21 protein-coding genes are annotated in these 21,898 nt (G+C 54.9%); 8 read left to right on the plus strand and 13 right to left on the minus strand.

Going from position 1 to position 21,898, the window contains the following annotated elements; translation table 11 throughout:
• Positions 1 to 296: 296 nt before the first annotated feature.
• Genes WJU22_RS12285 through WJU22_RS12300 form a run of 4 tightly spaced genes read right to left on the minus strand, consistent with a single transcriptional unit; the run spans position 297 to position 5,953 of the window.
• Positions 297 to 1,214, minus strand: coding sequence for a hypothetical protein (locus tag WJU22_RS12285; RefSeq protein ID WP_341843523.1), 918 nt, complete (start codon positions 1,212 to 1,214; stop codon positions 297 to 299).
• 35 nt (positions 1,215 to 1,249) lie between these two features.
• On the minus strand, positions 1,250 to 1,405 hold the full coding sequence (locus WJU22_RS12290) for a hypothetical protein (protein ID WP_341843524.1): 156 nt from the start codon (positions 1,403 to 1,405) through the stop codon (positions 1,250 to 1,252).
• A complete protein-coding gene (locus WJU22_RS12295) occupies positions 1,374 to 2,876 on the minus strand; it encodes a hypothetical protein (RefSeq protein ID WP_341843525.1) in 1,503 nt (500 codons plus the stop codon). The genes WJU22_RS12290 and WJU22_RS12295 overlap by 32 nt, the downstream gene beginning before the upstream one ends.
• Before the next feature lie 8 nt (positions 2,877 to 2,884).
• Entirely contained in the window at positions 2,885 to 5,953 is a 3,069-nt protein-coding gene (locus WJU22_RS12300; protein ID WP_341843526.1) for a tetratricopeptide repeat protein, read from the minus strand.
• A 349-nt stretch (positions 5,954 to 6,302) separates the two neighbouring features.
• Between WJU22_RS12300 and WJU22_RS12305 the strand changes: the two genes are divergently transcribed.
• From WJU22_RS12305 to WJU22_RS12320, 4 genes are all read left to right on the plus strand, one after another.
• Complete coding sequence (locus tag WJU22_RS12305) at positions 6,303 to 6,710, plus strand: DoxX family protein (RefSeq protein WP_341843527.1); 408 nt, start codon at positions 6,303 to 6,305, stop codon at positions 6,708 to 6,710.
• 114 nt (positions 6,711 to 6,824) lie between these two features.
• Positions 6,825 to 7,259, plus strand: coding sequence for a thioesterase family protein (locus tag WJU22_RS12310; protein WP_341843528.1), 435 nt, complete (start codon positions 6,825 to 6,827; stop codon positions 7,257 to 7,259).
• A complete protein-coding gene (locus WJU22_RS12315) occupies positions 7,256 to 8,503 on the plus strand; it encodes a CinA family nicotinamide mononucleotide deamidase-related protein (protein ID WP_341843529.1) in 1,248 nt (415 codons plus the stop codon). The genes WJU22_RS12310 and WJU22_RS12315 overlap by 4 nt, the downstream gene beginning before the upstream one ends.
• A gap of 39 nt (positions 8,504 to 8,542) precedes the next feature.
• Complete coding sequence (locus WJU22_RS12320) at positions 8,543 to 9,868, plus strand: dihydrolipoamide acetyltransferase family protein (protein ID WP_341843530.1); 1,326 nt, start codon at positions 8,543 to 8,545, stop codon at positions 9,866 to 9,868.
• A gap of 592 nt (positions 9,869 to 10,460) precedes the next feature.
• Here WJU22_RS12320 and WJU22_RS12325 read toward each other — a convergent pair.
• Positions 10,461 to 10,790, minus strand: a complete 330-nt coding sequence (locus tag WJU22_RS12325) for an RNA recognition motif domain-containing protein (RefSeq protein WP_126247101.1) — start codon at positions 10,788 to 10,790, stop codon at positions 10,461 to 10,463.
• 249 nt (positions 10,791 to 11,039) lie between these two features.
• Between WJU22_RS12325 and WJU22_RS12330 the strand changes: the two genes are divergently transcribed.
• Entirely contained in the window at positions 11,040 to 11,759 is a 720-nt protein-coding gene (locus WJU22_RS12330) for a hypothetical protein (protein WP_341843531.1), read from the plus strand.
• 5 nt (positions 11,760 to 11,764) lie between these two features.
• Here the strand turns inward: WJU22_RS12330 and WJU22_RS12335 are convergent, their stop codons facing one another.
• The 8 genes from WJU22_RS12335 to WJU22_RS12370 all read right to left on the minus strand — a co-directional run bounded on the left by WJU22_RS12335 (position 11,765) and on the right by WJU22_RS12370 (position 20,556).
• A complete protein-coding gene (locus WJU22_RS12335) occupies positions 11,765 to 12,388 on the minus strand; it encodes a DUF4230 domain-containing protein (RefSeq protein ID WP_341843532.1) in 624 nt (207 codons plus the stop codon).
• Entirely contained in the window at positions 12,385 to 12,852 is a 468-nt protein-coding gene (locus WJU22_RS12340) for a GNAT family N-acetyltransferase (protein WP_341843533.1), read from the minus strand. Before WJU22_RS12340 ends, WJU22_RS12335 begins: the two co-directional genes overlap by 4 nt.
• Positions 12,853 to 12,943: 91 nt before the next feature.
• Positions 12,944 to 13,591, minus strand: a complete 648-nt coding sequence (locus WJU22_RS12345; protein WP_341843534.1) for a DUF6597 domain-containing transcriptional factor — start codon at positions 13,589 to 13,591, stop codon at positions 12,944 to 12,946.
• 227 nt (positions 13,592 to 13,818) lie between these two features.
• The gene (locus WJU22_RS12350; protein WP_341843535.1) at positions 13,819 to 16,653 is read right to left on the minus strand and encodes a S9 family peptidase; all 2,835 of its coding nucleotides are present in this window, start codon (positions 16,651 to 16,653) and stop codon (positions 13,819 to 13,821) included.
• A gap of 95 nt (positions 16,654 to 16,748) precedes the next feature.
• Positions 16,749 to 17,636, minus strand: coding sequence for a DMT family transporter (locus WJU22_RS12355; RefSeq protein ID WP_341843536.1), 888 nt, complete (start codon positions 17,634 to 17,636; stop codon positions 16,749 to 16,751).
• A gap of 9 nt (positions 17,637 to 17,645) precedes the next feature.
• Positions 17,646 to 18,371 (minus strand): polyprenol monophosphomannose synthase, encoded by a 726-nt coding sequence (locus tag WJU22_RS12360; RefSeq protein WP_341843537.1) that lies wholly within the window; start codon positions 18,369 to 18,371, stop codon positions 17,646 to 17,648.
• A gap of 71 nt (positions 18,372 to 18,442) precedes the next feature.
• Entirely contained in the window at positions 18,443 to 19,219 is a 777-nt protein-coding gene (locus WJU22_RS12365) for a 3'-5' exonuclease (RefSeq protein ID WP_341843538.1), read from the minus strand.
• Positions 19,220 to 19,221: 2 nt separating this feature from the next.
• The gene (locus WJU22_RS12370) at positions 19,222 to 20,556 is read right to left on the minus strand and encodes a UDP-N-acetylmuramate--L-alanine ligase (protein WP_341843773.1); all 1,335 of its coding nucleotides are present in this window, start codon (positions 20,554 to 20,556) and stop codon (positions 19,222 to 19,224) included.
• Positions 20,557 to 20,769: 213 nt separating this feature from the next.
• Between WJU22_RS12370 and WJU22_RS12375 the strand changes: the two genes are divergently transcribed.
• The 3 genes from WJU22_RS12375 to WJU22_RS12385 all read left to right on the plus strand — a co-directional run bounded on the left by WJU22_RS12375 (position 20,770) and on the right by WJU22_RS12385 (position 21,898).
• Positions 20,770 to 20,910 carry a hypothetical protein gene (locus WJU22_RS12375; protein ID WP_341843539.1) on the plus strand — a complete coding sequence of 47 codons (141 nt, stop codon included), beginning with the start codon at positions 20,770 to 20,772 and terminating at the stop codon, positions 20,908 to 20,910.
• 21 nt (positions 20,911 to 20,931) lie between these two features.
• Positions 20,932 to 21,255, plus strand: a complete 324-nt coding sequence (gene ytxJ / locus WJU22_RS12380) for a bacillithiol system redox-active protein YtxJ (protein WP_341843540.1) — start codon at positions 20,932 to 20,934, stop codon at positions 21,253 to 21,255.
• Between the two features lie 82 nt (positions 21,256 to 21,337).
• Complete coding sequence (locus tag WJU22_RS12385) at positions 21,338 to 21,898, plus strand: UbiX family flavin prenyltransferase (protein WP_341843541.1); 561 nt, start codon at positions 21,338 to 21,340, stop codon at positions 21,896 to 21,898.

The following is a 21,898-nucleotide window of genomic DNA, read 5'->3' on the forward strand; positions in this document are numbered from 1 at the left end:
GTAATGGGGATTGCGGGTCCTGAAATGCAGGAATGGAGGAGTGGAATGGGTAGTAGTGTATAGTGGGTAGTGCTCATTTGTAGGGAAATGAAGAGGATGGGATGGTTTGTGGCAGGTATGGAGTGACGATGGCGGTCTGGCAAATGTTACCGTAAAATGAACCCGCAGGCAATGGTGGGAAAATTGAACGGAAGGGAAGGCGACCGGTTGGGCGGAGGGAAACGTGGAGGGGAATCTACTTGAAAAAAGAAGCGCCCCCATCCGGAGGCGCTTCCATATTTCGCAAAAATTCTTTTTTAATAAACGATATGCACTTCTTTCGACTGGAACCGCCTGGCCACGGAGTCCATCGCCGCGGTGGTATCTGCCTTTAATGAGCGGTAGGGAACGGCCAGTTTATAGAGGGTAGAGTCTTCGGAAGAGAAAAGTACCACGTCGCTGTAACCCCAGCTATGCCGCCGTTTAAGGTTGGACTCGGCGTTTGCCTTGACTTTGTAAGTCTGGAACACCACATAATACGAGATGCTGTCGTTCACCAGTACCACAGGTTCTTCCGGCACCGCGGCCACCGAATCCTGCACTGGGGCCGGGGCCACAGCGGCTTTGGGCGCTTCGGGCTGGGGAGCCGGGGCCATGAACTGGTCTTTCAACAGCCAGGCGGCCACGCCGGCGCCGATGAGCACCAGTGGCAATACCACCCACCACCACCGGAAGCGTCCCTGGCTTTCAGGTTCTTCGTACACGGCAGACACATGTTCCACCACCTGGTTGTTCTCCACTTCGGTAGTGCCCTGCAGCACGCGGGGCGCCGATTCCGACCGGATCACCTGTTCCAGCCCGATGGGCTGCCAGGCGTCGGGCATTTCCTGCGGGGTAAACCGGATCTGGCCCAGCGGATCGATCCGGAGGTTGCCGATGCCGGGAAGGTCGAGCGGGTCGCCGGCCTGCAACGATTCGCGGAACTGCTGCAGGTATTTGTCCAGCTTCAGCGCTGCTACCGGCTCCAGCAGGTTTTCCTTACGCGAGATCCAGCGGAGCAGCGAGCCGTCGTCTTCCCAACGGGTGTCGAACTGCACCTGCTGCCGGGGCGGCGTCAGGGTCTGGTCCACCATGCTGAACTGCGCGGGGATGTGCTGGATGGTAAAGGTGCCCACCTGCGGAACGGTGCAGGTTTGCTGCCTGAAAAGGACTTCCGTGATATATTGCTTGAGCATTGCGGCCGGTAACTTTTGAGTGCAAGTTTACGCAATTAAAACTTAACGGTCACGCCGCCGAGCACGTTCAGCCCGTAGGAGGGGTAACCATGCCAGCGTTCGTACTTGGAACTGAACATGTTATTCACGTTGAACCAGAGGTTGAAGTTCTTCGTCACGTTATATTCCGCTCCGGCGTTCAAATCCTGCACCGCCTTGGTTTTGCCCATGGCGTCCAACCCTTCCTTGCGCATCACGTAATAGGTGCTGCTCAGGGTGTAGAGATTGGCGTTCAGGTGGAATTTCTTCCCGAAGGTGTACTGCGCGAACAGGCTGGCGCGGAAAGGCTGCACGTGCCAGGGCTTCAGCTCGGTCTTCTGTTTGTTGAAATCGTACCAGTCGATGCTCACCCGTGCCTGGAACTTCTCTTCCTGGATATAGCCCACTTCCGCATGCAGCTGGAAGGCGCGGAGCTCTTCCTCGTTGCGGGTGTAGAAGCTCTTGCCGTCGGTACTGTCGTTCACTGAACAACTGGCGGTTATACCAGGAGATGGCGCCGAACTTGGTGTTGTAGTTGAAATGGTTGCCCAGCGTGCCTTTGATACCGGTATATTTCTCTTCGATGCGGGTATTGAGCATGTCTGGACCGTAGGAATTGAACCAGGGGTTCTCCGACGCGAGGTTCCGGAAGTTGTTCTTCTGGAAGTAGGAAATCCAGCCGCTGCTGAGAATGAGTTTCTCGCGGATGAGGTGCGATTCGTTCACGATGTCGGGCAGGAGGTGGAACTTGCCGTTCGTCCAGGTAGGGTTGGCGCCGGCATGCAGCACGAACCCGGGCTTGGTGATCTCCACAGCGGGGTGGATGGCGGCGATGTTGTTATTGATCTGTTCGTTGTTATCTTCCTTGAACACGCTCAAATCCACCAATCCTTCGGCTTTCAGCCAGATATCCTCGAATATCTGCTTGCGGATAGGCGCCTTCAGCACAAAGGTGTTCTCCATCCGCTTGTACTTGTCGCCGAACACGGTGAATTCGGCCTGCGGCTGGAACTGGAAGCCCCAATCGTTCTGCGGCCTGTTCTTCAGGCCCACTTTGGCCACCACTTCGTTGAACGCCTGTTTCACGTCGCTTTTGTCGTACTGGTGAACGGCATGGTCGTACCCGTAATAATATACCTGGTTGCGGTTGTACCCCAGGCTGGCGTTCACTTCGAACAGTGGCGTGAAATACGTACCGGAACCGAGGATGTTCATCTGCGACACGTCCTGGTACTGGATATCGCCCTTCGACGAAGTATAATTGAACAGCACGCCGAAGTTGTACTTGTCTTTCCGGCCGCTCCCGAACCCGGCCTGGATGAGCGGGGTGTTGTAGTTGCCGTACCCGAGCTTCACGTAATTGTTCTGGAGCTGGAGCGACGAAGTATCTTTCCCCAGCGCCAGCGGCCGGATGGGCACGGGCTGGTACATGAAATAGAGGTTCAGCGCCGGTACCTGGTATCCGAGGCGCGGGCGGCTCGTGTCCACATTGGGCAGCGAGGCCGTCAGGTTCAGCTTGGCCGCGTTGGGCAGCTTGGGCTGGTATTTCGAGATGATGTCGATCGTTTCCTGCTTCAGCGTGTCTTTCTGTGCAACGGCGCTGAGCGGGAAGGCGAGTGCGAGTGCGATATATATGCGCTTCATGTGATTCCTCATTTAATTTTAGAGCCTGCTTTTTCTTCCGCTTCCGATTTCGCCAGCTTTTCCTTGGCTTCGGCCTTCAGTTCCGGGATGGGACAGTTTTCGGCGATGCTCTGGTAAGTGGCTTTGGCGTTGAAATAATCTTTCTGGCGATGGTATATGTCACCGAGGAGGAGGTAGGCTTTTGCTACCCAAACCTCGTAGGAGGAGGTGATCTTGATGACGTCGAACCCGGCTTTCTCCGCGGCTGCCAGGTCGTTTTTGTCGAAATGGCATTTGGCGATGTTATACCGCGCTTCGGCGCCCACTTCGGATTTGGTAAGCCCCGTCACGATCTTGTACTCGCTGATGGCTTCGTCGAACTGGCCGCGCTGCTGCATCGATTTGCCGAGGTAGAAATGGCCGATGATCTGATCGTCTGTCGAAATGTTCTGTGCGCTCAGCAGCTCTTCCGCCAGCGGTGCCACTTCTTCCCAGGCCCCCAGTTGGTAATTGCTGCGGAGCAATCCGCGGGTAGCGGCCAGGGTATTGTCTTTGGTGGTAGACAGGCTCTTCAGTTGCGCGTAGTATTGCTTCGCCTTGTTGTAATCCTTCACCTGGTAATAATTCAGGTAGGCAGATTGCAGGGCGGAGCGTTCGGCGAACGGACTGTTCCCGCGGCCCAACACAAACTCGTATGCGGGCAATGCGTTGGTGTAATCTTTCGCGTTGTAGAGGCATTCTGCTTTATAGAAGCTGGCCTGCAGGGCGAACTGGCCGTTCGGGTATTTCAGGAGGTAATTGCTGAAGGCGGAAACTGCGCCCGTGTAATCGCCGTTGCTGAAGCGGGTTTCGGCGGCAGCGTAGCTCAGGGAATCTTCCGCGGAGGCGCTGACCGATTTGCCGGCGGCTTTCAAGAGCGCGAGGTAATCATCCGTTTTCCCCTGGCCCACATAAATGGTGCGCAGGTTCTGCAAAGCGGCATTCGCTTCGCTGGAGGCGGGGAATTTCTCCACCACGTCCCGGAAATACTGCATGGCGGTTTTGTCCTGGTCGGTGTTGAAATAGGCAAGCCCCAGTTTCAGCAAGGCTTTCGGGGCATTGGGCCCGTCTGGGTGCTGCTGGAGGATGTTTTTGAGGTGGGGGATGGCGTCGGTGAAACGCTCGTCGCTCAGGTACGTATCCGCGATCTCCATTTCCGCATCGTTATTGAAGCTGGAGCCGGGATATTTGGATGAAAGCTGGCGAAGGGTGTTCAGTTTCTCCGCGTGTTTGCCCTGGATGCCGAGGATGATGCTCTTCTGGTAAGTGGCGTAATCCGCACCAGGCTGGTTCTGGCTGATGGCCTGTTCGTACAGCGCGGTGGCTTTGGGGAAGTCGCGCAGCATGTAGTGGCAGTCGGCCGCGCGGAGCAGCGCGTCGTTGGTGATGCGCCCTGCGTTGGGGCCGCTGGTCCGCTGCGCCGCTTCGAAATAGGGAAGGGCATTGGCGTATTGTTCCTTTTTCAGGAGGCTGTAACCCATGTTGTAGCTGGCGGTTTGCACGTTGGCCTCACCGGAAACGGGCGCGCCGCTGCTGCCGAGGTAAGCCTGGAGCGCGGGGATGGCCTTATCGGTCTGCCCCTGCCGGAGCGCGATTTCCGCTTTCCAGAACTGCGCCAGCCGCGTGATCTGCGGATCGTAATTATGCTGGAGCGAAATGCCGAGGAGACGGTCGGCTTCCGCGAGCTGGCCGTCGTTCACGAGTTGCGTGGCGCGGCCGTACGATACTTTCTGGTAAGCTTTCAGCACGGCCGGGCTTTTTTCCGGGAGTGCATCGAGCAGGGTGATGGCGTCTTTGTAATTATTGGTGTTGGCGAAGAGCTGCACGAGGATCTCGCGGGATTCGCGGGTGTATTCGCCGTTCGGGTATTTGTTGATGTAGTTGGTGAGCTCGGTGATGGCGGCGTCCTGGTATCCCAGCTCGAACGACAGCTTGCCGTAATTGAAGCGGGAGATTTCCTGCTGCTTGGGGTTGGAGCTGTTGCGCGCGCTGAATGCGAAAGCGTTGCGGGCGTTGGGCTTGTCGCCGGTCCGCAGGTAGCAATCGCCCAGCAGGTACATGGAGTTCTGGCCGAGGGAGTCTTTGGAGCTGCTCAGTTGTTTGAAGCCTTTGATGGCTTTTTCGAGATTGGCGGTTTGATAGTAGGCGTAGGAAAGCTGGTATACATCTTCTTTCCGTACTTCTTCCGCGTTCTCGTGATATTCTTCGAGGTAAGGGAGGGCTTTGGCGTATTCTTTCTTTTCAAAATAAGCATGTCCAACGAGCTGTTTCAATTCCGCGTCGTAATACATGTCGCCTTTGCGGATGAGCGGTTCGGCGTATTTGATGAGCTGGTCGCGCTTGCCCTGGAAATAATAGATTTCCGCGATGTAATACGGTACAACGGAGGCGTATTTCGGTTCCTGCTGCACGCGCTGGAAGCTGGTGAGGGCGTCTCCATACTGTTTGTTATAGTAGGAGATGAAGCCGTAATAGTAATTGGCGGGGATGTAGTACTTGCCCTGGATTTCCTTGATGGAAGCGAAGAGGGGCTGGGCTTTCGCGAAATCTTTCAGGTTGAAGTAGCAATAGGCCAGTTCGAATTTGGCGTCGGCTATTTCTTCGTTGGAAAGGTTATCGATGGAAGCTTTTTCGTAGTAGGGGATGGCTTCCTGGAGTTTGTTGCGGTGGAAATAATACCGCGCCAGCTGGAAGCTGATCATTTGTTCGCGGGGCGAGTTGTTGAAGCGGTCGATGAAATCGAGGGCTTTCTTTTCCGCGTCTTCGTTCTGCAGTTTCAGGGCGCACATGGCGTAATAGAAATGTGCGTCCGTATTCACCAGGGAGCGGTTGGTTTCGGAGAAATAGCCGATCCCGTCGATGGTTTTACGGAACAGCTGAAGAGAGAGGGCATATTTACCGTCCCGATAGAGTTGCTGCGCTTCCCGGAAAGTTTTATCCGGTTCCGTATGAATGCGGGTTTGCTGCGCTCCGGCCGGGATGGCGCCGGTAAGCCCTGCGGCCAGCAGGAATACGCGGAGGCCCGGAAAAGCGCAGTTTTGTCTGGTGAATAGCTTCATGCTTTTGATATTATTGTCGACAATTTTTAGAAAAAACGGCACCGGCCGCGAAATATTACAGGAGTGGCAAAATGCACTGCGCTGGAAGGTTCGGGAGGCCGGCTGATGTTGGCAACGTCATGAGGGAAACAAACGGGACAAATATACCGGATCGCGCTTACTTTCCCCCTTGCAGGTTATCTACCGCATGTGGATAAGCTGCTGGATGTGGATAACTATTCCGGATGCGAGTTGCCCGACAGGAGCGAGACTGCTAAATTTGACATTTATTGTTATATACATTAAGATTATCTAAATTTGAGCGAATTCTCTTCGAGGGGAACTCTTATCAAGAATCAAACCAAAAACTATGGCAAAACTGCTATCCACCAAGTACAGCAACGCCGGCATCAGTTTGACGCTGTTGTTGCTCCGTTTGCTCTTCGGCGGGCTGATCATGACGCACGGCTGGCCCAAGCTGGTCAACTTTTCGACGTACGCGCAGAAATTCGCGGACCCTTTCGGCATCGGTAAAACCGCTTCGCTGGGGCTCACCATCTTCGCGGAATTTTTCTGCGGCGCCCTCGTGCTGGTAGGCCTCCTCACCCGATTCGCCACCGTGCCCCTCATCATCTGCTTCGTCGTGATCGTTTTCATGATCCACGGCGGAGACCCCATCGGCAAAAGAGAGCTGGCCATCATGTTCCTCACCGGTTTCACCGCCCTGCTCATCGCCGGGCCCGGAAAATATTCGCTGGACGGCGCGCTGGGCAATTGATCCCGCAAAGCCGGACAAATTTTTATCCGCAAGAGTTCCTGCGCCCCGGCGCATGGAACTCTTTTTTTACCACCGTAAATCCCCTACATTTACAGGGATTTTTAACAACGGAACATGTACAGCACAACGATAGACATACGCGTGAGATACGGAGAAACCGACCAGATGGGCTACCTCTATTACGGCAACTACGCCCTCTATTACGAAGTAGGCCGTACAGACGCCATCCGCCAGCTGGGTTTCACCTACCGCGAGCTCGAAGAACAGGGCGTCATCATGCCCGTAGCCGAGCTCCAGGTCAAATACCTCCGGCCCGCGTATTACGACGATGTCATAACGGTCAAGACTATACTGAAAGAGCTCCCGCCCAACCATAAGATCCAGTTCCATTCCGAGCTTTACAACCAGGCCGGGGAACTGCTGAACGTAGGCACCGTTACACTGGCGTTCATCGACGCGAAGTCGAAAAAACGCATGAACATGCCCGACATCCTCCGGGAAAAACTCGCACCCTATTTCGAAAACAACGCAAACGAACCCCGCTCATGAACAGGATCAGGGCCAGTATCATCACCATCGGCGACGAACTGCTGATCGGGCAAACCGTTGACACCAACTCCGCCTGGATGGGCACGCATCTCAACGATGCCGGCATCTGGGTACAGCGGCGCGTAGCGGTGGGAGACGATCGCCAGGCCATACTTTCCGCGCTGGAAGAGGAATCCGCCAAATCCAAAATCGTACTTATCACAGGTGGATTGGGGCCCACGGCCGACGATATCACCAAACCCGTACTGCTGGAATATTTCGGCGGAAAGATGGTGCAGGATGAAGGAACGTTGCGGCATGTGATGGCTATATTCGAAAGGAACGGACTGCCCGTGCTGGAACGCAACGTAGCGCAGGCCCTCGTGCCCGACAGCTGTACCGTACTGCCCAATGCGCGGGGCACCGCGCCCGGCATGTGGTTCGAGAAAAACGATTGCATTTTCGTGTCCATGCCCGGCGTGCCGCACGAAATGAAAGGGATCATGGAAGACGAAGTGATCCCGCGGTTGCAGGAACGCTTCGAAACACCGGCGCTGCTGCATCATACGCTCATCACTTCCGGCATGGGCGAATCGTTCGTGGCAGAAAGGATCCGCGATTTCGAATCCGCCCTTCCCCCGCATATCAAACTCGCATATTTACCAAGCTACGGTTTGCTCAAACTACGCCTCACCACCGAAGCGCCCGATAAAATAACCGCCGCTGCGGAAATGAAAGACGCCTTCCAGGCACTGAAGAAAGGGGTGGCGGATATTCTCGTAGCCGATCAGGACCTTCCCATGGGCGTGATCCTCGGCAACATCCTCCTCGAAAAAGGCCTCACGGCCGGCACGGCGGAAAGCTGCACCGGTGGTCGCATCGCCAGCCAGATCACCGCCGTTCCCGGCAGCTCGCGGTACTTCAAGGGCAGCGTGGTGAGCTACGCCAACGAAACCAAAATCAACCTGTTACATGTAAACCCCGAAACCCTCCGGCAACACGGCGCCGTCAGCGAACAAACCGTCCGCGAAATGGCGGAAGGCGCGCTCGACGTACTCAAAGTGGATTGCGTGATGGCCGTATCCGGCATCATGGGGCCCGATGGCGGGACAGACGAAAAGCCCGTGGGCAGCGTCTGGATCGCAGTGGGAGGGAAGGGGAACATCCGCACCATGCTGTATAAATTCCGGTACGACAGGCCGCGCAATACGGAGATGACCACCGTGGCGGCTATGAACGAACTGCGAAAATGGCTGGTAGGTTAAATTCCCTTATTTTTGTCATCTACTAAAACAATCACTTATATGGCAATTGTCGAACTGGTGATGCCCAAGATGGGAGAAAGCATCATGGAAGCCACCATTCTTCGCTGGCACAAGAAGCCGGGCGACGCGGTGAAAGTGGACGATACGGTGCTGGAGATCGCTACGGACAAAGTGGACAGTGAAGTGCCCTCCATCGCGGACGGCGTGATCACGGAGATCCTTTATAATGAAAACGATGTGGTGCCCGTAGGCACGGTGATCGCCAGGGTAGAAACCGCTGCAGGTGCAACGGTTGCGCCTTCTCCTGCCGCCGCTGCGCCCGCGCCGGAAGCGCCCCGCCCCGCAGAGCCCCAGTACCAGACGGCTCCGCCCCGCCCGCAGGCCGCTCCCGCCGCTGTTCCCGCATCCGGCGAAGCCCGCTTCTATTCCCCGCTCGTGCTCAACATCGCACAACAGGAAGGCGTTTCGTTCGCTGAACTGGAAAAAATCCCCGGCTCCGGCACGGAAGGCCGCGTTACCAAGAAAGACATCCTCGATTATATCGCCAACCGCGGCAACCACGTTCAGGAACCCGAAGTGATCCGTGAAGCACCCGCCGCTCCGGCACCAGCTTCCCGCGAAATCACCACCGTGGCCGCCACCAATAGCTACGGCGGAAACGTGGAAATCATCGAAATGGACCGCATGCGCAAACTCATCGCGGACCATATGGTACGGAGCAAACACACCAGTCCGCACGTTACCAGCTTCGCAGAATGCGACGTCACGAATATGGTTCGCTGGCGCGACGCGGTGAAGAAAGACTTCGAAAAGCGTGAAGGGGAAAAAATCACTTTCATGCCGCTCTTCGTGGAAGCCGTGGTGAAATGCATCAAGAGATTCCCGCTGGTGAACTGCTCGCTCGATGGCGACAAGATCATCCTGAAGAAAGATATCAACATCGGCATGGCCACTGCATTGCCTTCCGGTAACCTCATCGTTCCCGTGATCCGCGATGCCGACACGCTGAACCTGGTAGGCCTCACCAAACAGGTGAACAGCCTCGCCAATGCCGCGCGCCAGAACCGGCTGAAGCCGGAAAACACGCAAGACGGCACCTTTACCATTACCAACGTGGGCACGTTCGGCAGCCTTACCGGCACGCCGATCATCAACCAGCCCCAGGTGGCCATCCTGGCCGTTGGCGCGATCAAGAAACGCCCGGTGGTGGTGGAAACGGAGCAGGGCGATTCTATCGCCATCCGGCATATGATGTACCTGTCACTGTCTTATGATCACCGGATCGTAGACGGCTCGCTGGGCTCAACTTTCCTCAGCGCCGTTGCTACGGAACTCGAAAACTTCGACCCCTCCAGGGGATTCTGATAAGGAAAAAGATAGCGAAAGCGCGGTGGAACGTTGGTTCTGCCGCGCTTTTTTGTTTTTAGCTTGCCCGGACTTCTTCAAGTATTATGATGATTTGTGCGTGGGCGATAAACAGTCTCCATGTAATCAATATGAAGGTTTATGCCGCGATTTTTCTCGCTTTATTATTGATAGCCAGTTCAAACAATGGACATCCTTTCTGAAATTTTTATGATGATGATTTGTGGTCAATTGAGCAGAGAACAGCTTTTGTAGCGGCAATTTATTTGTAGTCAGCGTAAACGGTTGAAGGATTTTGCTGCGCTTTTTATCGTGATTTTATGATTGAGTTTGCGGGCGAACGCGTGAATGGTTCGACAACGTTTTGACCGCACATTTGCTGTACGATTTGCAGTTTTAATTAAGCCAGGGAGGGGGAGCCGGGTTGTTGCCCGCGCGCTGAAAGCCTTGTTCAGCCAATGTTCTGCCGGGTGGGAGCAGGTGCGTTGCAATAAATTCGTACCGATATTTCCGGCCTGAAAAAGGGACGCAAAAGAAAAGGCTTCCCGTCCGGGAAGCCTTGTATAGGATCGATAAGAAACTAATCAGCCTATTAATAACGACGATCGCGTCCGCCACCGCCGTATCCACCACCGCCACCAGGACGGTTGTTGCGGAAACCACCACCACCATTGGAGGGTTGTTTCGGGCGTGCTTCGTTGACCATCAGTTGTTTGCCTTCTACTTCACTACCGTTCAGACGCTCCATTGCCTGAGTGCCTTCCTCTTGATTCGGCATCTCGACAAAACCAAAACCACGTGAACGACCGGTTTCGTGATCCTTAATGATTTTAGCAGAGGTCACTTGCCCGAATTCGCTAAAGATTTGGTGAAGGTCCTCATCGTTCAACCTGTAGTGGAGGTTGGCTACGTAGATGTTCATGATAAAAAAATTAAAAAATGAAAAATAATACTGAATGAAGATAAGTAATTAACTCAATATTCTGAGCGACGAACCCGGAATTAATTTTCAGGAAAAGGCTTAATGGAGGAGGTGGAAAAAGCAATACTTATATTAGTAAGAAATTGAATTATATACATATTAGTTAAAAAATAGTTATTCTGGAGGGGCCTGGCCGGCCGACCAAAAAAATCCGTAAATTCAGGTAGGACGGATCTAATCGTCAAGGCTATGAAAGTATTGAGCGAAACTTGGTTTGCCGACGGATACATCGATTTCGAGCTGAAAAAATATACCTTGCTGGCTTATTTACAGGAAATCAACCGTTGTTTCGACCAGAACAGATTATACCCCCAATTGGGCGACGTCATCTTCCACTATAACAACCTCGTCGCCTTCAGAGACACCAAACAGTTCCTTCAGCAGCACTTCCCCAAACGCATCACCGCGGTAGACATGCAGCGCCTCCAGATCCTTTACGAACAACTGGTGGCAGACGATGAACTGATGGAAGAACTGGAAAATATCATCCAATTCGCCGTTCCCGAAATCAACACCGTGATCCAGGGCGGAACGGAAATCTACGAATTCGTGGAAGAACAGCTGAACATCGCGCCGGTAGGCATCGTTCCGCTCGACAGCCACGAAGGGTATATGCTGCTGCTGGACGGAGGCGCCGGCCACACCAACGTGTACCAGTACCGGTTAACGATCTTCGAGCGGGCCGATGAAAAATATCGCGGCATCCACACCCAGTTTATCAGCACCTATGCCCGCAGCCTCGCCAACTCGCAGCAAAGCATCAAATCCGACCTCATCCGCCACCGCCGCGAGCTGCCTAACCCTGCCGTATACACGGTGGAAACGGGGATGACGTTCCCGCTGGAAGAAACGTTGCTGCCCGTGGCCAAACGCTTGCTGGTAAAGTATATCACGCAGCACGCTGCATAGCCCGGTCACTTCAGCCCGGGCGTATCCAGGTTGGTAATGCTGTTCGTGAAATTGACTTTCAATTCGTACCCAAGCGGCGTATAATAGTTGCGAAGGATGGCGATGATCTTGTTCATACTTTGCTTCTGGTACATGACGTTTTCTTCGAGCTGCGAACGGTTGGTATCGTACAGTTTTTTCTGGACTTCCGTGTAGGTTTCATCATTCGAAAACGTGAACCAGCCTTTGCGGGACGAGGTTTCCATCTGGTTCATCCGCAGCTCGAAACTCAGCAGTTTGGGCGGCGGCAACTGGATGGTGACGGTTTTCCCGGAAACGGTAAGGCTGAAGTTGGTACTGTCCGTATCCACGCCGTACTTGGCGGTATACGGAACGGACACCCAGGCCGTGTTTTCGGAGAACACCCGTTTGAGGTTATCGCTCCATTCCCCGCTGTTCTCGACATTGCTTTGCTTGAAGGAAGCGTTCCCCTGTACCTCGAGGCTGGCCAGTTCCGCGATCTCCCGGATCAACAGCACGTTGTTGACCGCTTTCTCGTTCACGGTACTGCCTGAACCGGAGCAACGCCCGAGCAGGAAGATGCCGATGATGAAAAGGATGATGACCGCCCAGGTCAGGATTTTTTTCATGCCGTTTTATTTTTCAATTCAGTGTATGGAACGCCGACTCTTTTGCTCATGGCGTTTCCCGGATGTTCCAGCGGCGCATAGCCGTATTGTTCGTACAACCCGTGCGCGTCCTGGGTCATGAGCATCATGCGGCGGAGCTGTTGCAGGCCGGGGTGGGAGCCGATCACTTCCATCAACCATTTCGAAAGCCCCTGTCCGCGGTGGCCGGGCAACACGAACACGTCTGCCAGGTAACCGAAGGTAGCGTAATCGGTGATCACCCTCGCAAAACCTACCTGTTCATTTTGATGGTAAATGCCGAAGCAGAGCGAGTTTTCGATGGAAGCCGCCACCAGGTTTTCGGGAATGTCTTTCGCCCAGTAACTGTCTTCGCTGAGGTAGCGGTGGATAACGGGCAATTGCAGCTGCGCTTTGTCTGTACTGATACGGTAATTTCCTTTCGTGGCTTCCAAGGGTCGTGGCATGGGTTATAATGTTTTTGGTGCACAAAAATAAAACAAAAACGCCGGATGCATCCGCTCCGGCGATTTGTATATTCCGTACAAGTCAAAAACGTTACGCAAACCGTTGTCTGCGCAGAATGCGGTTGTACAATTGAGGTGTGAGCCCGGTCACTTCCATGAACTGGCGCTCGAGCGTATGCCGGCTGGTCTTGAAACGAAGGGCGAGGTCGATCATGGCGACTTTCCCCTTTTGTTCGATTAGGTAATCCACCATTTCATCCACCTGTTTCAAGGAAGACTGCTGGTGTGGGATCAGGCCTTCCAACGCCTGGTCCAGGATATGATGAATTGTATGGATGTCTGTTGCCTGGCGGATGTTCTCCGTTACCTGTGCCCAATTGCCGGGGATGCGCGTCAAATCACGGAAATAGTTCGTCACCGATTCCATGCTGATGCCCATCAAACGATGGCTGGCGTAGGCATTGAGCTGTACGATCACCGCGCTCAGCGGCCCCGTCACCCGCGCGTTCACCACACAGGTAAAAGGCCCCGTCACGGCCGCTGCCGGCAAGTCAAAAGCGGCATGGTCGTTCGGTTTGAAAGCAAGCCCGCCCTGGCGGATAAACACCAGGTACTGTTTGCCGGCCGAAAAAAGTTTGGCTTTCGCGATCTCCGCAGCGGAGCTGATGTTCTCCAGCACAATGTAGCGCTGAACGAAAGGATGGAGGCTGTCTTTAGGACTAAGGATATAGGTGTTCATAGGACTAATTGCGATTTTTCAATCATCCGTAGGTACTTCAACCGATGTAAATATAGATAAATAACAACATGTAAATGTGTTTTAATTCGATATTTTTCTATTATTTATCGAAAAGATTGAAAATCTTCGAGTTAACGAGGCGATAACAAATGAAGGGACTTCTGTAAATGGAGAAAGGGTGACCCCGGCTCGCGGCCCGGGTCACCCTTTCCTTATGAAAACAGGTTTTATTCTACATCAAAACCCCAATCACGGCCCTTATCGGTAGCCGGAACGCCTTTGCTCAGCCATTTGGGAGCGGGCGCGCCTTTGAGATAATGGTCGAAGAACTGCTGCTGCCGCACCTGGATGTCTTTCCGGTTCTGGCGCTGCATGAGGTTATGCGCGTCTCCATTATAATTGAGCATCCACACGGGTTTCCCCAGGCGGCGGAGCCCCGTGAACATCTCGATCCCCTGGTACCAGGGCACGGCCCCGTCTGCATCGTTGTGCATGATCACCAGCGGCGTGGTCACTTTCGGGAGGTGAAACAGGGGCGAATTCTCGATGTACAGCTCGGGCTTGTCCCACAACGTAGCACCGATGCGGCTTTGCGTGTGCTCGTACTGGAATTGCCGGTTCATCCCGCTTTCCCAGCGGATGCCGCCGTAGGCGCTCGTCATATTCGCCACAGGAGCACCGGCCCAGGCCGCCTTGAACAGGGGCGTGGCCGTTACGAGATAGCAAACCTGGTACCCGCCCCAGCTCTGGCCCTGGATGGCCATGTTGGAACGGTCGATCCAGGGATTTTTCGCCAGCGCTTCCGCACCGCTGACGATATAATCATAGGCGCTCTTCCCGGGATGGCCGTTCTCGTAACGGATATCCGGCGCCAGCACCACATAACCGCGGCTCACGAAGAACGTGATGTTCAGGCGCGAAGGCGTGGGCGCCGGCGGCTGGTATCCATACAATCCGTCGGTGAGCTTTTCGTAGAAATAGATCAGCACCGGGTATTTTTTGGAAGGATCGAAGTCTTCGGGTTTGTACACGATGCCTTCGGTTTCCTGTCCGTTGAAAGTCTTCCATTTGAACAGCTCCGCCGTGCCCCAGTTATATTGCTGCTGCTGGGGATTGAGCTGGCTGATGCGTTTGGCGGTCGACAGTTCCTCGCCCGCAAAAACATCGGGGGATTCCTGGTAGGTGGAACGCTGGTACAGCACCATGCTGGCGTTTTTCGCCTTGATCGGGGCTGTAAATGCGTAAGGGCCGCTCACAGCGGGTTTGGGCGCTGCCTTGTCGAGCAGGCGGACCGTCCAGTAGCCACCGTGCTTCGTGGAATCGGCCTGGCTTTCCAGGAGGAGGGTTTGTTTCGGGATGAAGAAACGCTCGTCCATATTGAGTTTCACGTTGCGCAGCACCGTTTTCTTCGCGCGGCCGATGCCTTGCGTTACCATGACAGGGGCTTCCTTGCCGGAGGGGTCTACCTGCCAGATGTCGTACCGGTCATTGATATACACGTATTTATCATTCTCCATCCAGCCGGAAGTGCCGTAGGGCGACGGGAAGTCGGGCACGTCGTTTTCCTCGTCGGTCAGTTTCTCGGGGATCGCCGCGGTGATGATGCGGGTGGATCCGGTGAGGAAATCGTAGGTGGAATATTGACTGTTCATGTTATCGAACCAGATGATGTATTTCCCGGAGGGGGAAATGGCGATCTGTCCGTTCAGGTCTTGTTTGATCGACATCCGGCGGCCGCTGGGGATGTGTACCATCCAGGCGTTTTTGTTCGTTTTGCCCGTCCATTGCATGGCCACGCGGGAGTGGCTGTCGCTGGTGCCGAGCCCGTATTCTGCGTTTCCTTCGTCCCCATATCTGAAATCCTCCATGCTATCGTCTCCCAGCTGCACCATGCGGTTTTCTGCGGGGAAGTAAACGGCCGTGTAATTGCGTTTCAGCTCGCGGTCGAGGTTTTTGAGCTGCATGGGCTGCAGGTAATCGTCGAGGTAATGCCACACGTCCACTTTCGCCACTTCGAAATCCACGATGGTCGTGTCTTTCGGCTTGGGAATGGGGGCGGTGCCGAAGAAGATGCGCTGGCCGTTTCGGGAAAACGCGATGTTGCCGTTCTCGGAAACGCTCCATTTATCGCGCATGCCGCTGCTGGTGCGGGAAATGGCGAGGCGGGCCGTGTCCATTCCCGGGCCGTAGAAAGCCAGTGCATACACGGTCACGGGGGCTTTGGCGCTGTCGCGGCTCACCGTCCAGGCGAGCTGTTCGCCTTTTTCGTCGAATGCGAACTGCGCGAACTGTCCATGCCCTTTGGAGATGAATTTCCTTTCCCGTTTGGCGGGGTTCCAGAGCAGGACGCCGGGTTGGGCAAGACTGTCCTTTTTCCCCGGGTTTACCACGGCCGTTAAAGCATTGCCGGGTTTGGAAACGGTGTAGGAAGAAACATTTTTGATGGTATCGAAAAGGAGGGATTTGCCGGTTTGGACGATGATGAGATCGCCGGTGGATGCGCCGCCGGATTTACCCGGGCCGTCGTCGTCCGCATCCGCGAAATCTGCTGCCGGGGCAGGTTTGGCGGGTGTTTTCTTCGAAGTCGTGTCTTTGGCGGGCTCTACGAGGTAAGCGAGGAGGCCGCTGCCTTTTTCGGGTGTTTTGAAGGATTTGACTTTCGCGGCCTGGAGGATGGTTTTGCCGGTCTCGAGGTCGAACAGTGCGAGGGAATCCTTCGGCATATCGTCGGGTTTCGCTTTTTTGATGCGTGCCTGCCGGGTTTCCTGGAAGCGCGGTTTGATGGAGAACGCTACGTACCGGGAGTCTTCGGTGATGACCGGTGCCGCGCCCCGTTCGATGGCGAATTGCCGGTTGGTTTGCAGGTTGCGGATGTAAAGGGTGGCGTCGCCTTCCTGGGGCGTAACGGTGTAAACGGCCCAGCGCCCGTCGGGGCTCACCATTTTCACGCCGATATTTTGCCAGCTGTCGTACACGCTGTGGTCCAGCGGTTTTTTAGATTGCGCCATCGCGCCGGTGCACCATAGGCCGAGGGATACGAGCCACATTGCAGATCGGGTCATAAGCCAGTTCAGTATTTTTTAGTTCGTAAAGTTGGTTAGGATAACTGCAAAATAAGCCTTTCAGGGAAAGTTTTCCCGTCTTTGAGGATAAGCGGTCAATGCGCGGCCGGCGCCCGCTTTGCCTGGCGCGCCACGCGGAGCATCTGGAGCATCACAGACAGGAGGATCAATCCCAGGCCATAGTAAAACCCGCCGTGGAGCAGCTTGTTTTCGTGGAACAGGATGAAAGCCAGGATGATACTGTACAGCGGCTCCAGGTTGAAGCAGAGGTTCACGGTGAAAGGAGAGATCTTTTTCAGCGCGTTCATAGACAGCGTGTACATCCAGACCGTGCAGAACCACGACAGGGCCAGGAGGTACACGGTATCGGTGAGGCCGGGCACGAAACTTTCCACGGGGAAGGCGTGCAGGTAGAACGGCATAACGGCCGTGAGCGCGAGGAAGCCCACGCCCAGTTCGTAAAACGTGATGTTGGCGGTGTCGTATTTCACGACCAGCTTTTTGTTCAGCACGGTGAACAGTGCCGCGAACATGCTGGAAATGATGCCGAGGACGATGCCCGTCCGGTATTGCGTATCGAAATGGAAGATGAGGAGGATGCCCGCGAGGGTGAGCATGCTGAGGAACATCTCCATCTTGTCGAACCGCCGCCGGCTGATCAGCGGGTCGAAAACAGCGGTGAAAAGACTGGTGAGGGAGAAGCAGACCACGCCGATAGAGACGTTGGCATATTTAATGCTTCCGTAGAAGAAGATCCAGTGAAGGGCCACGATGCAGCCGACCCCACCGATCCGCATCACGTCGCGGAGCGGCAGTTTTTTCAGTTTCCCCTGCCAGCGGAAGAGGACGTACATGGTCACGGCGGTGATCAGCAGCCGGTACCAGACCAGCATTCCCTCGTTGAGGGTGATCAGTTTGCCGAGGATGCCCGTAAACCCTGCGAGGAATACGGAGAGATGTAGCTCTAAAAACGCTTTCTTCACTGCACAAAATTAGCGGCGCTTTCCGAAGAGGCTGTGCCACTGTATCTTCAGCACTCCGAAAATACCTTCTTTCACTATGCCCTTGCTCATCTTGGAGTAGCCTTCTTTCCGGTCGATAAAGGTGATGGGAACTTCGGCGATCCGGAAACCGAGCTTCCATGCGGTAAATTTCATTTCGATCTGGAATGCGTAGCCGACGAACCGGATATCTCCCAGGTCCATGGTTTCCAGCACTTTACGGGTGTAGCACACAAACCCTGCGGTCGCGTCTTTCACGGGCATCCAGGTGATGAGGCGAACGTACACCGAAGCGCCGTACGACAGCACCGCCCGGTTCCAGGGCCAGTTCTCCGTTTTGCCGCCCGGCACGTACCGCGAGCCTACAGACAAGTCTGCCCCGCCTTTGGCGCAGGCCTCGTAGAGCCGGATGAGGTCTTTCGGGTTATGCGAAAAATCGGCGTCCATCTCGAAAATGAACTGGTAACTGCGCTGCAGCGCCCATCTGAAGCCGTGGATATAAGCCGTGCCGAGGCCCTGCTTTCCGCTCCGCTCTTCGATGAACAACTGACCCGGATACTGCTGTTGCAAACCTTTGACGATCGCACCCGTGCCATCCGGCGAGCCGTCGTCAACAATAAGGATATGGAACCCTTGCTGCAACGAAAAGACCGTCTCGATCATGCGCGCGATGTTGTCTTTTTCGTTGTATGTGGGTATGATAACTAATTTTTCCAATTAGCTGAAATGATTTAAGGATGGCGAAAATAGATAATATCCGCCGGTTTTTTACCGGACGAACTAAACTTTTATGGTTTTTTTAGCATCATGTCGTGATAGATCTCGGTCAGCTTCTCCTTCGTGTTGAGGGGGAATTCGGCTTTCATCATCCAGTCGTAGTACTGGGGCTCGGATTTCAGCACATCGCGCACGGCCCGGCCTTTATACTTCCCGAAATTGAATATTTCCGTACCATTTTGCCGCACGATCCTGCGGGCGAAATCCACGTACTCGTCTTCTTTGGTGAATTGCGCCAGGGCGTCCACGTCGGCTTTCAGCTGGGTGGCGTACCGTTCCAGCTGGGCTTCCAGGATCTCGAAGGTGGCTACGGCGTCGGCCTCGGCGCTGTGTGCGTTGGTCAGGTCTTTATCGCAGTAGAATTTGTACGCGGCGCTGAGGGTCCGTTTTTCCATCAGGTGGAAAATCTTCTGAACATCTACGAAACGGCGGTCTTTCACATCGAAAGTAAGCCCCACGCGCAGGAATTCCTCCACCAGCATCGGGATATCGAACCTGTTTGAGTTGTACCCGGCGATATCGCACTGTTCCAGGAACTGGCGGAATTCGTTGGCGGCCTGCTTCCAGGTGGGCGCGTCGGCCACGTCTTCGTCCCTGATCCCGTGAATGGCCGTGCTGGCCGCGGGGATGGGCATTTGGGGGTTGATCCGCTTTACCTTGCGCTGCACGGAGCGGTCCGGCATCACCTTGATGACAGCGATTTCAATGATTCGGTCGGTGGCAACGTTGGTGCCGGTAGTCTCCAGGTCGATCACGGCGAGGGGACGGGTAAGTTGTAAAGCAGACATTATTATGATTGAGGTTTCTGAACCGGTAAATATTTTTTCAGTCCTGCGAGGTCGAGCCCTTCGTAATCTCCGGAGCTCATCATCAGCAGGTTAGCGTTGGGATACTGCCTTCCATCGAGCCATTGCTCGAGGTCGGCGCGGTTGGTGAAGACCTGGAGGTCTTTCCTTCCGAACCCTTCGCGGATCACATCGGGCGCAAGATACGGCATGCGTTTGATCTCGAGGGCATGGCCGCTGTAGAAAACGGCGGCTTCGTCTGCCGGGTCGAGGGCGCCGGCGTATTCTTTCATGAAGCCCGCGCTGAGGCTGCTGTAGGTATGCAGTTCCAGTACGGCGATGAGCTTGCGTTCCGGGTATTGGGCCTTCACGGCCTGGATGGTGGCTTTTACCTTGGAGGGGGCGTGCGCGAAATCGCGGTAAATGGCGGTTTCCTCGCTTTTCCCGACGAGCTCCAGCCGTTTTGCCGCGCCCTTGAACGTGGCGATGGCGGCCAGGAAGTCGATATCCCCGATGCCGAGGGCCCGGCAAACGAGCAGGGCGGCGTGGATGTTGAGGAGGTTATGGCCGCCGAACACCATGAGATCGGTGGAAGCGTTGCCGAACCGTACGCGGGTAATGCCGTTGCGGATCACGTGTTCCGGCATGCCGTAGGGCTCCAGCACGAGGTGCTGGCCCTCTTTTTCCACCAGTTGGCGGAGGGTTTCGTCGGTTTCGTTATAGATCAGCCGTCCGCCGGGCTCCATCGTCCGGATGAAAATGGCGAACTGCTCGAGGTAATTTTCGAAAGTAGGGAAAACGTTGATATGGTCCCAGGCGATGCCGCTCAACACCGCTATCTGCGGGTGGAGGAAATGGAATTTCGGCCGTTTTTCGATGACGGAAGCCGGGTATTCGTCTGCCTCGCAAACGATCAGGGGTGCATCGGTGATATTGACCGACTGTTCGAACCCTTCCAGCCGGGCGCCCACCAGGTAATCGAATTGCAGGCGGCATTGCTGCAGCACGTGCATGACCATGGAGGTGATGGTGGTTTTGCCGTGGCTGCCGCCGATGGCGACGCGGGTTTTGTTGCGGCTTTCCTGGTAAATGTACTCGGGAAAGGAGTAAATCGGGATTTTCAGCTCCTGGGCGCGCAGCAGTTCGGGGTTATCGGCCCGGGCGTGCATGCCGAGGATCACGGCGTTGAGGTCGGCCGTGACGCGGGCGGGATCCCATCCCAACGGATCGGGCAGGATGCCGGCCAGCCGGAGATTGGTGCGGGAGGGCTCGAAAATCTCGTCGTCGCTCCCCGTAACCCTGTACCCTTTGGTCTTCAGCGCAATCGCCAGCTGATGCATCACGCTGCCTCCTATTGCTATAAAATGTACATTTGCCATAATTTCAGGTGCATGTGCCGGGCCGTTCGTCATCCTTTCCATGCCGCCGGCAACACATAGGATTGTTTTTTTTAATATAATGTATATATTTGCAAAATAACGTTACAAAATACACATCACAAAGTTCTACAATCCAGGCCTATGAAATTTCGTTTAATTACTAAAACGCAGACTATGAGTTCAGCACGCCGTATGTTCGGTATATTTTGTGTGATGGCAGTGGTGGCTGCCCTGTTTTCTTCCTGTGCCTCCCAGAAGCTGGGTTGCCCCATGAAAATCACGAAAGTGCAGCAAGAGCAAAGCAAGCATTGCTAGTAAGCCTTATCTTTGTGGGCTATGTGGACAACGTTGGAAAGTGAAGAACAGCTGGCAGCTATCCGGCAACGGTCTTTCGACCACCCCGTGGTAATTTTCAAGCACAGCACGCGCTGCCCTACCAGTGGTATGGTAAAATCGCGGCTGGAAAGGTCCGTATCGCCCGAAGGGTGGGAGTTTTATTACCTGGACCTCATCCGTTACCGCCCCGTCAGCAACCGCATCGCCGAGCTGTTTGGCGTGGAGCACGAATCGCCCCAGGTATTGCTGATCCGCAATGGTGAATGTGTGTACGACGAAAGCCATATGGCCATCCGCATGGAAGAACTGGCTGAGTTGAGCTGAAGAAGATATTTTTTACCTCCATGGTCCTGTTGGAAAGCGTAATTGCTTTTTAACAGGACCTTGTTTTTTGTAGATTTGCTGCATGAAGCATCGTATAGTTGTGGCGGTTACCGGGGCCAGCGGGTCTATTTACGCACGGCAGCTCCTCCAGAAGCTGGCCGTGATGAAAGACCAGGTAGACCAGGTGGCCATCGTGATGACCGACAACGCGAAAACGGTTTGGGAAACCGAGCTGGACGAAAAAGGCTACGAGCAGTTGCCTTTCCCGTTTTACGCGCAGAAAGATTTTTACGCACCGTTCGCCAGCGGCAGCGGGCGTTTCAATACCATGATCATCTGTCCCTGTTCGATGGGTACCCTGGGCCGGATAGCCGGCGGCATCTCCAACGACCTCATCACCCGCGCGGCAGACGTGGTGCTGAAAGAACGCAGAAAACTCATCTGCGTGCTGAGGGATACGCCCTACAACCTGGTGCACATCCGCAACATGCAGACCGTAACCGAAGCCGGCGGGATCATTTGCCCCGCCACGCCTTCGTTCTATTCCAAACCACAGTCCATCGAAGACGTGGCCGCCACCGTGGTAGACCGGGTGATAGACCTGGCCGGCCTGGAGCAAGACACGTTCCGCTGGGGAGAATAA

This window comes from Chitinophaga caseinilytica, assembly GCF_038396765.1.
Lineage (GTDB): Bacteria > Bacteroidota > Bacteroidia > Chitinophagales > Chitinophagaceae > Chitinophaga > Chitinophaga caseinilytica.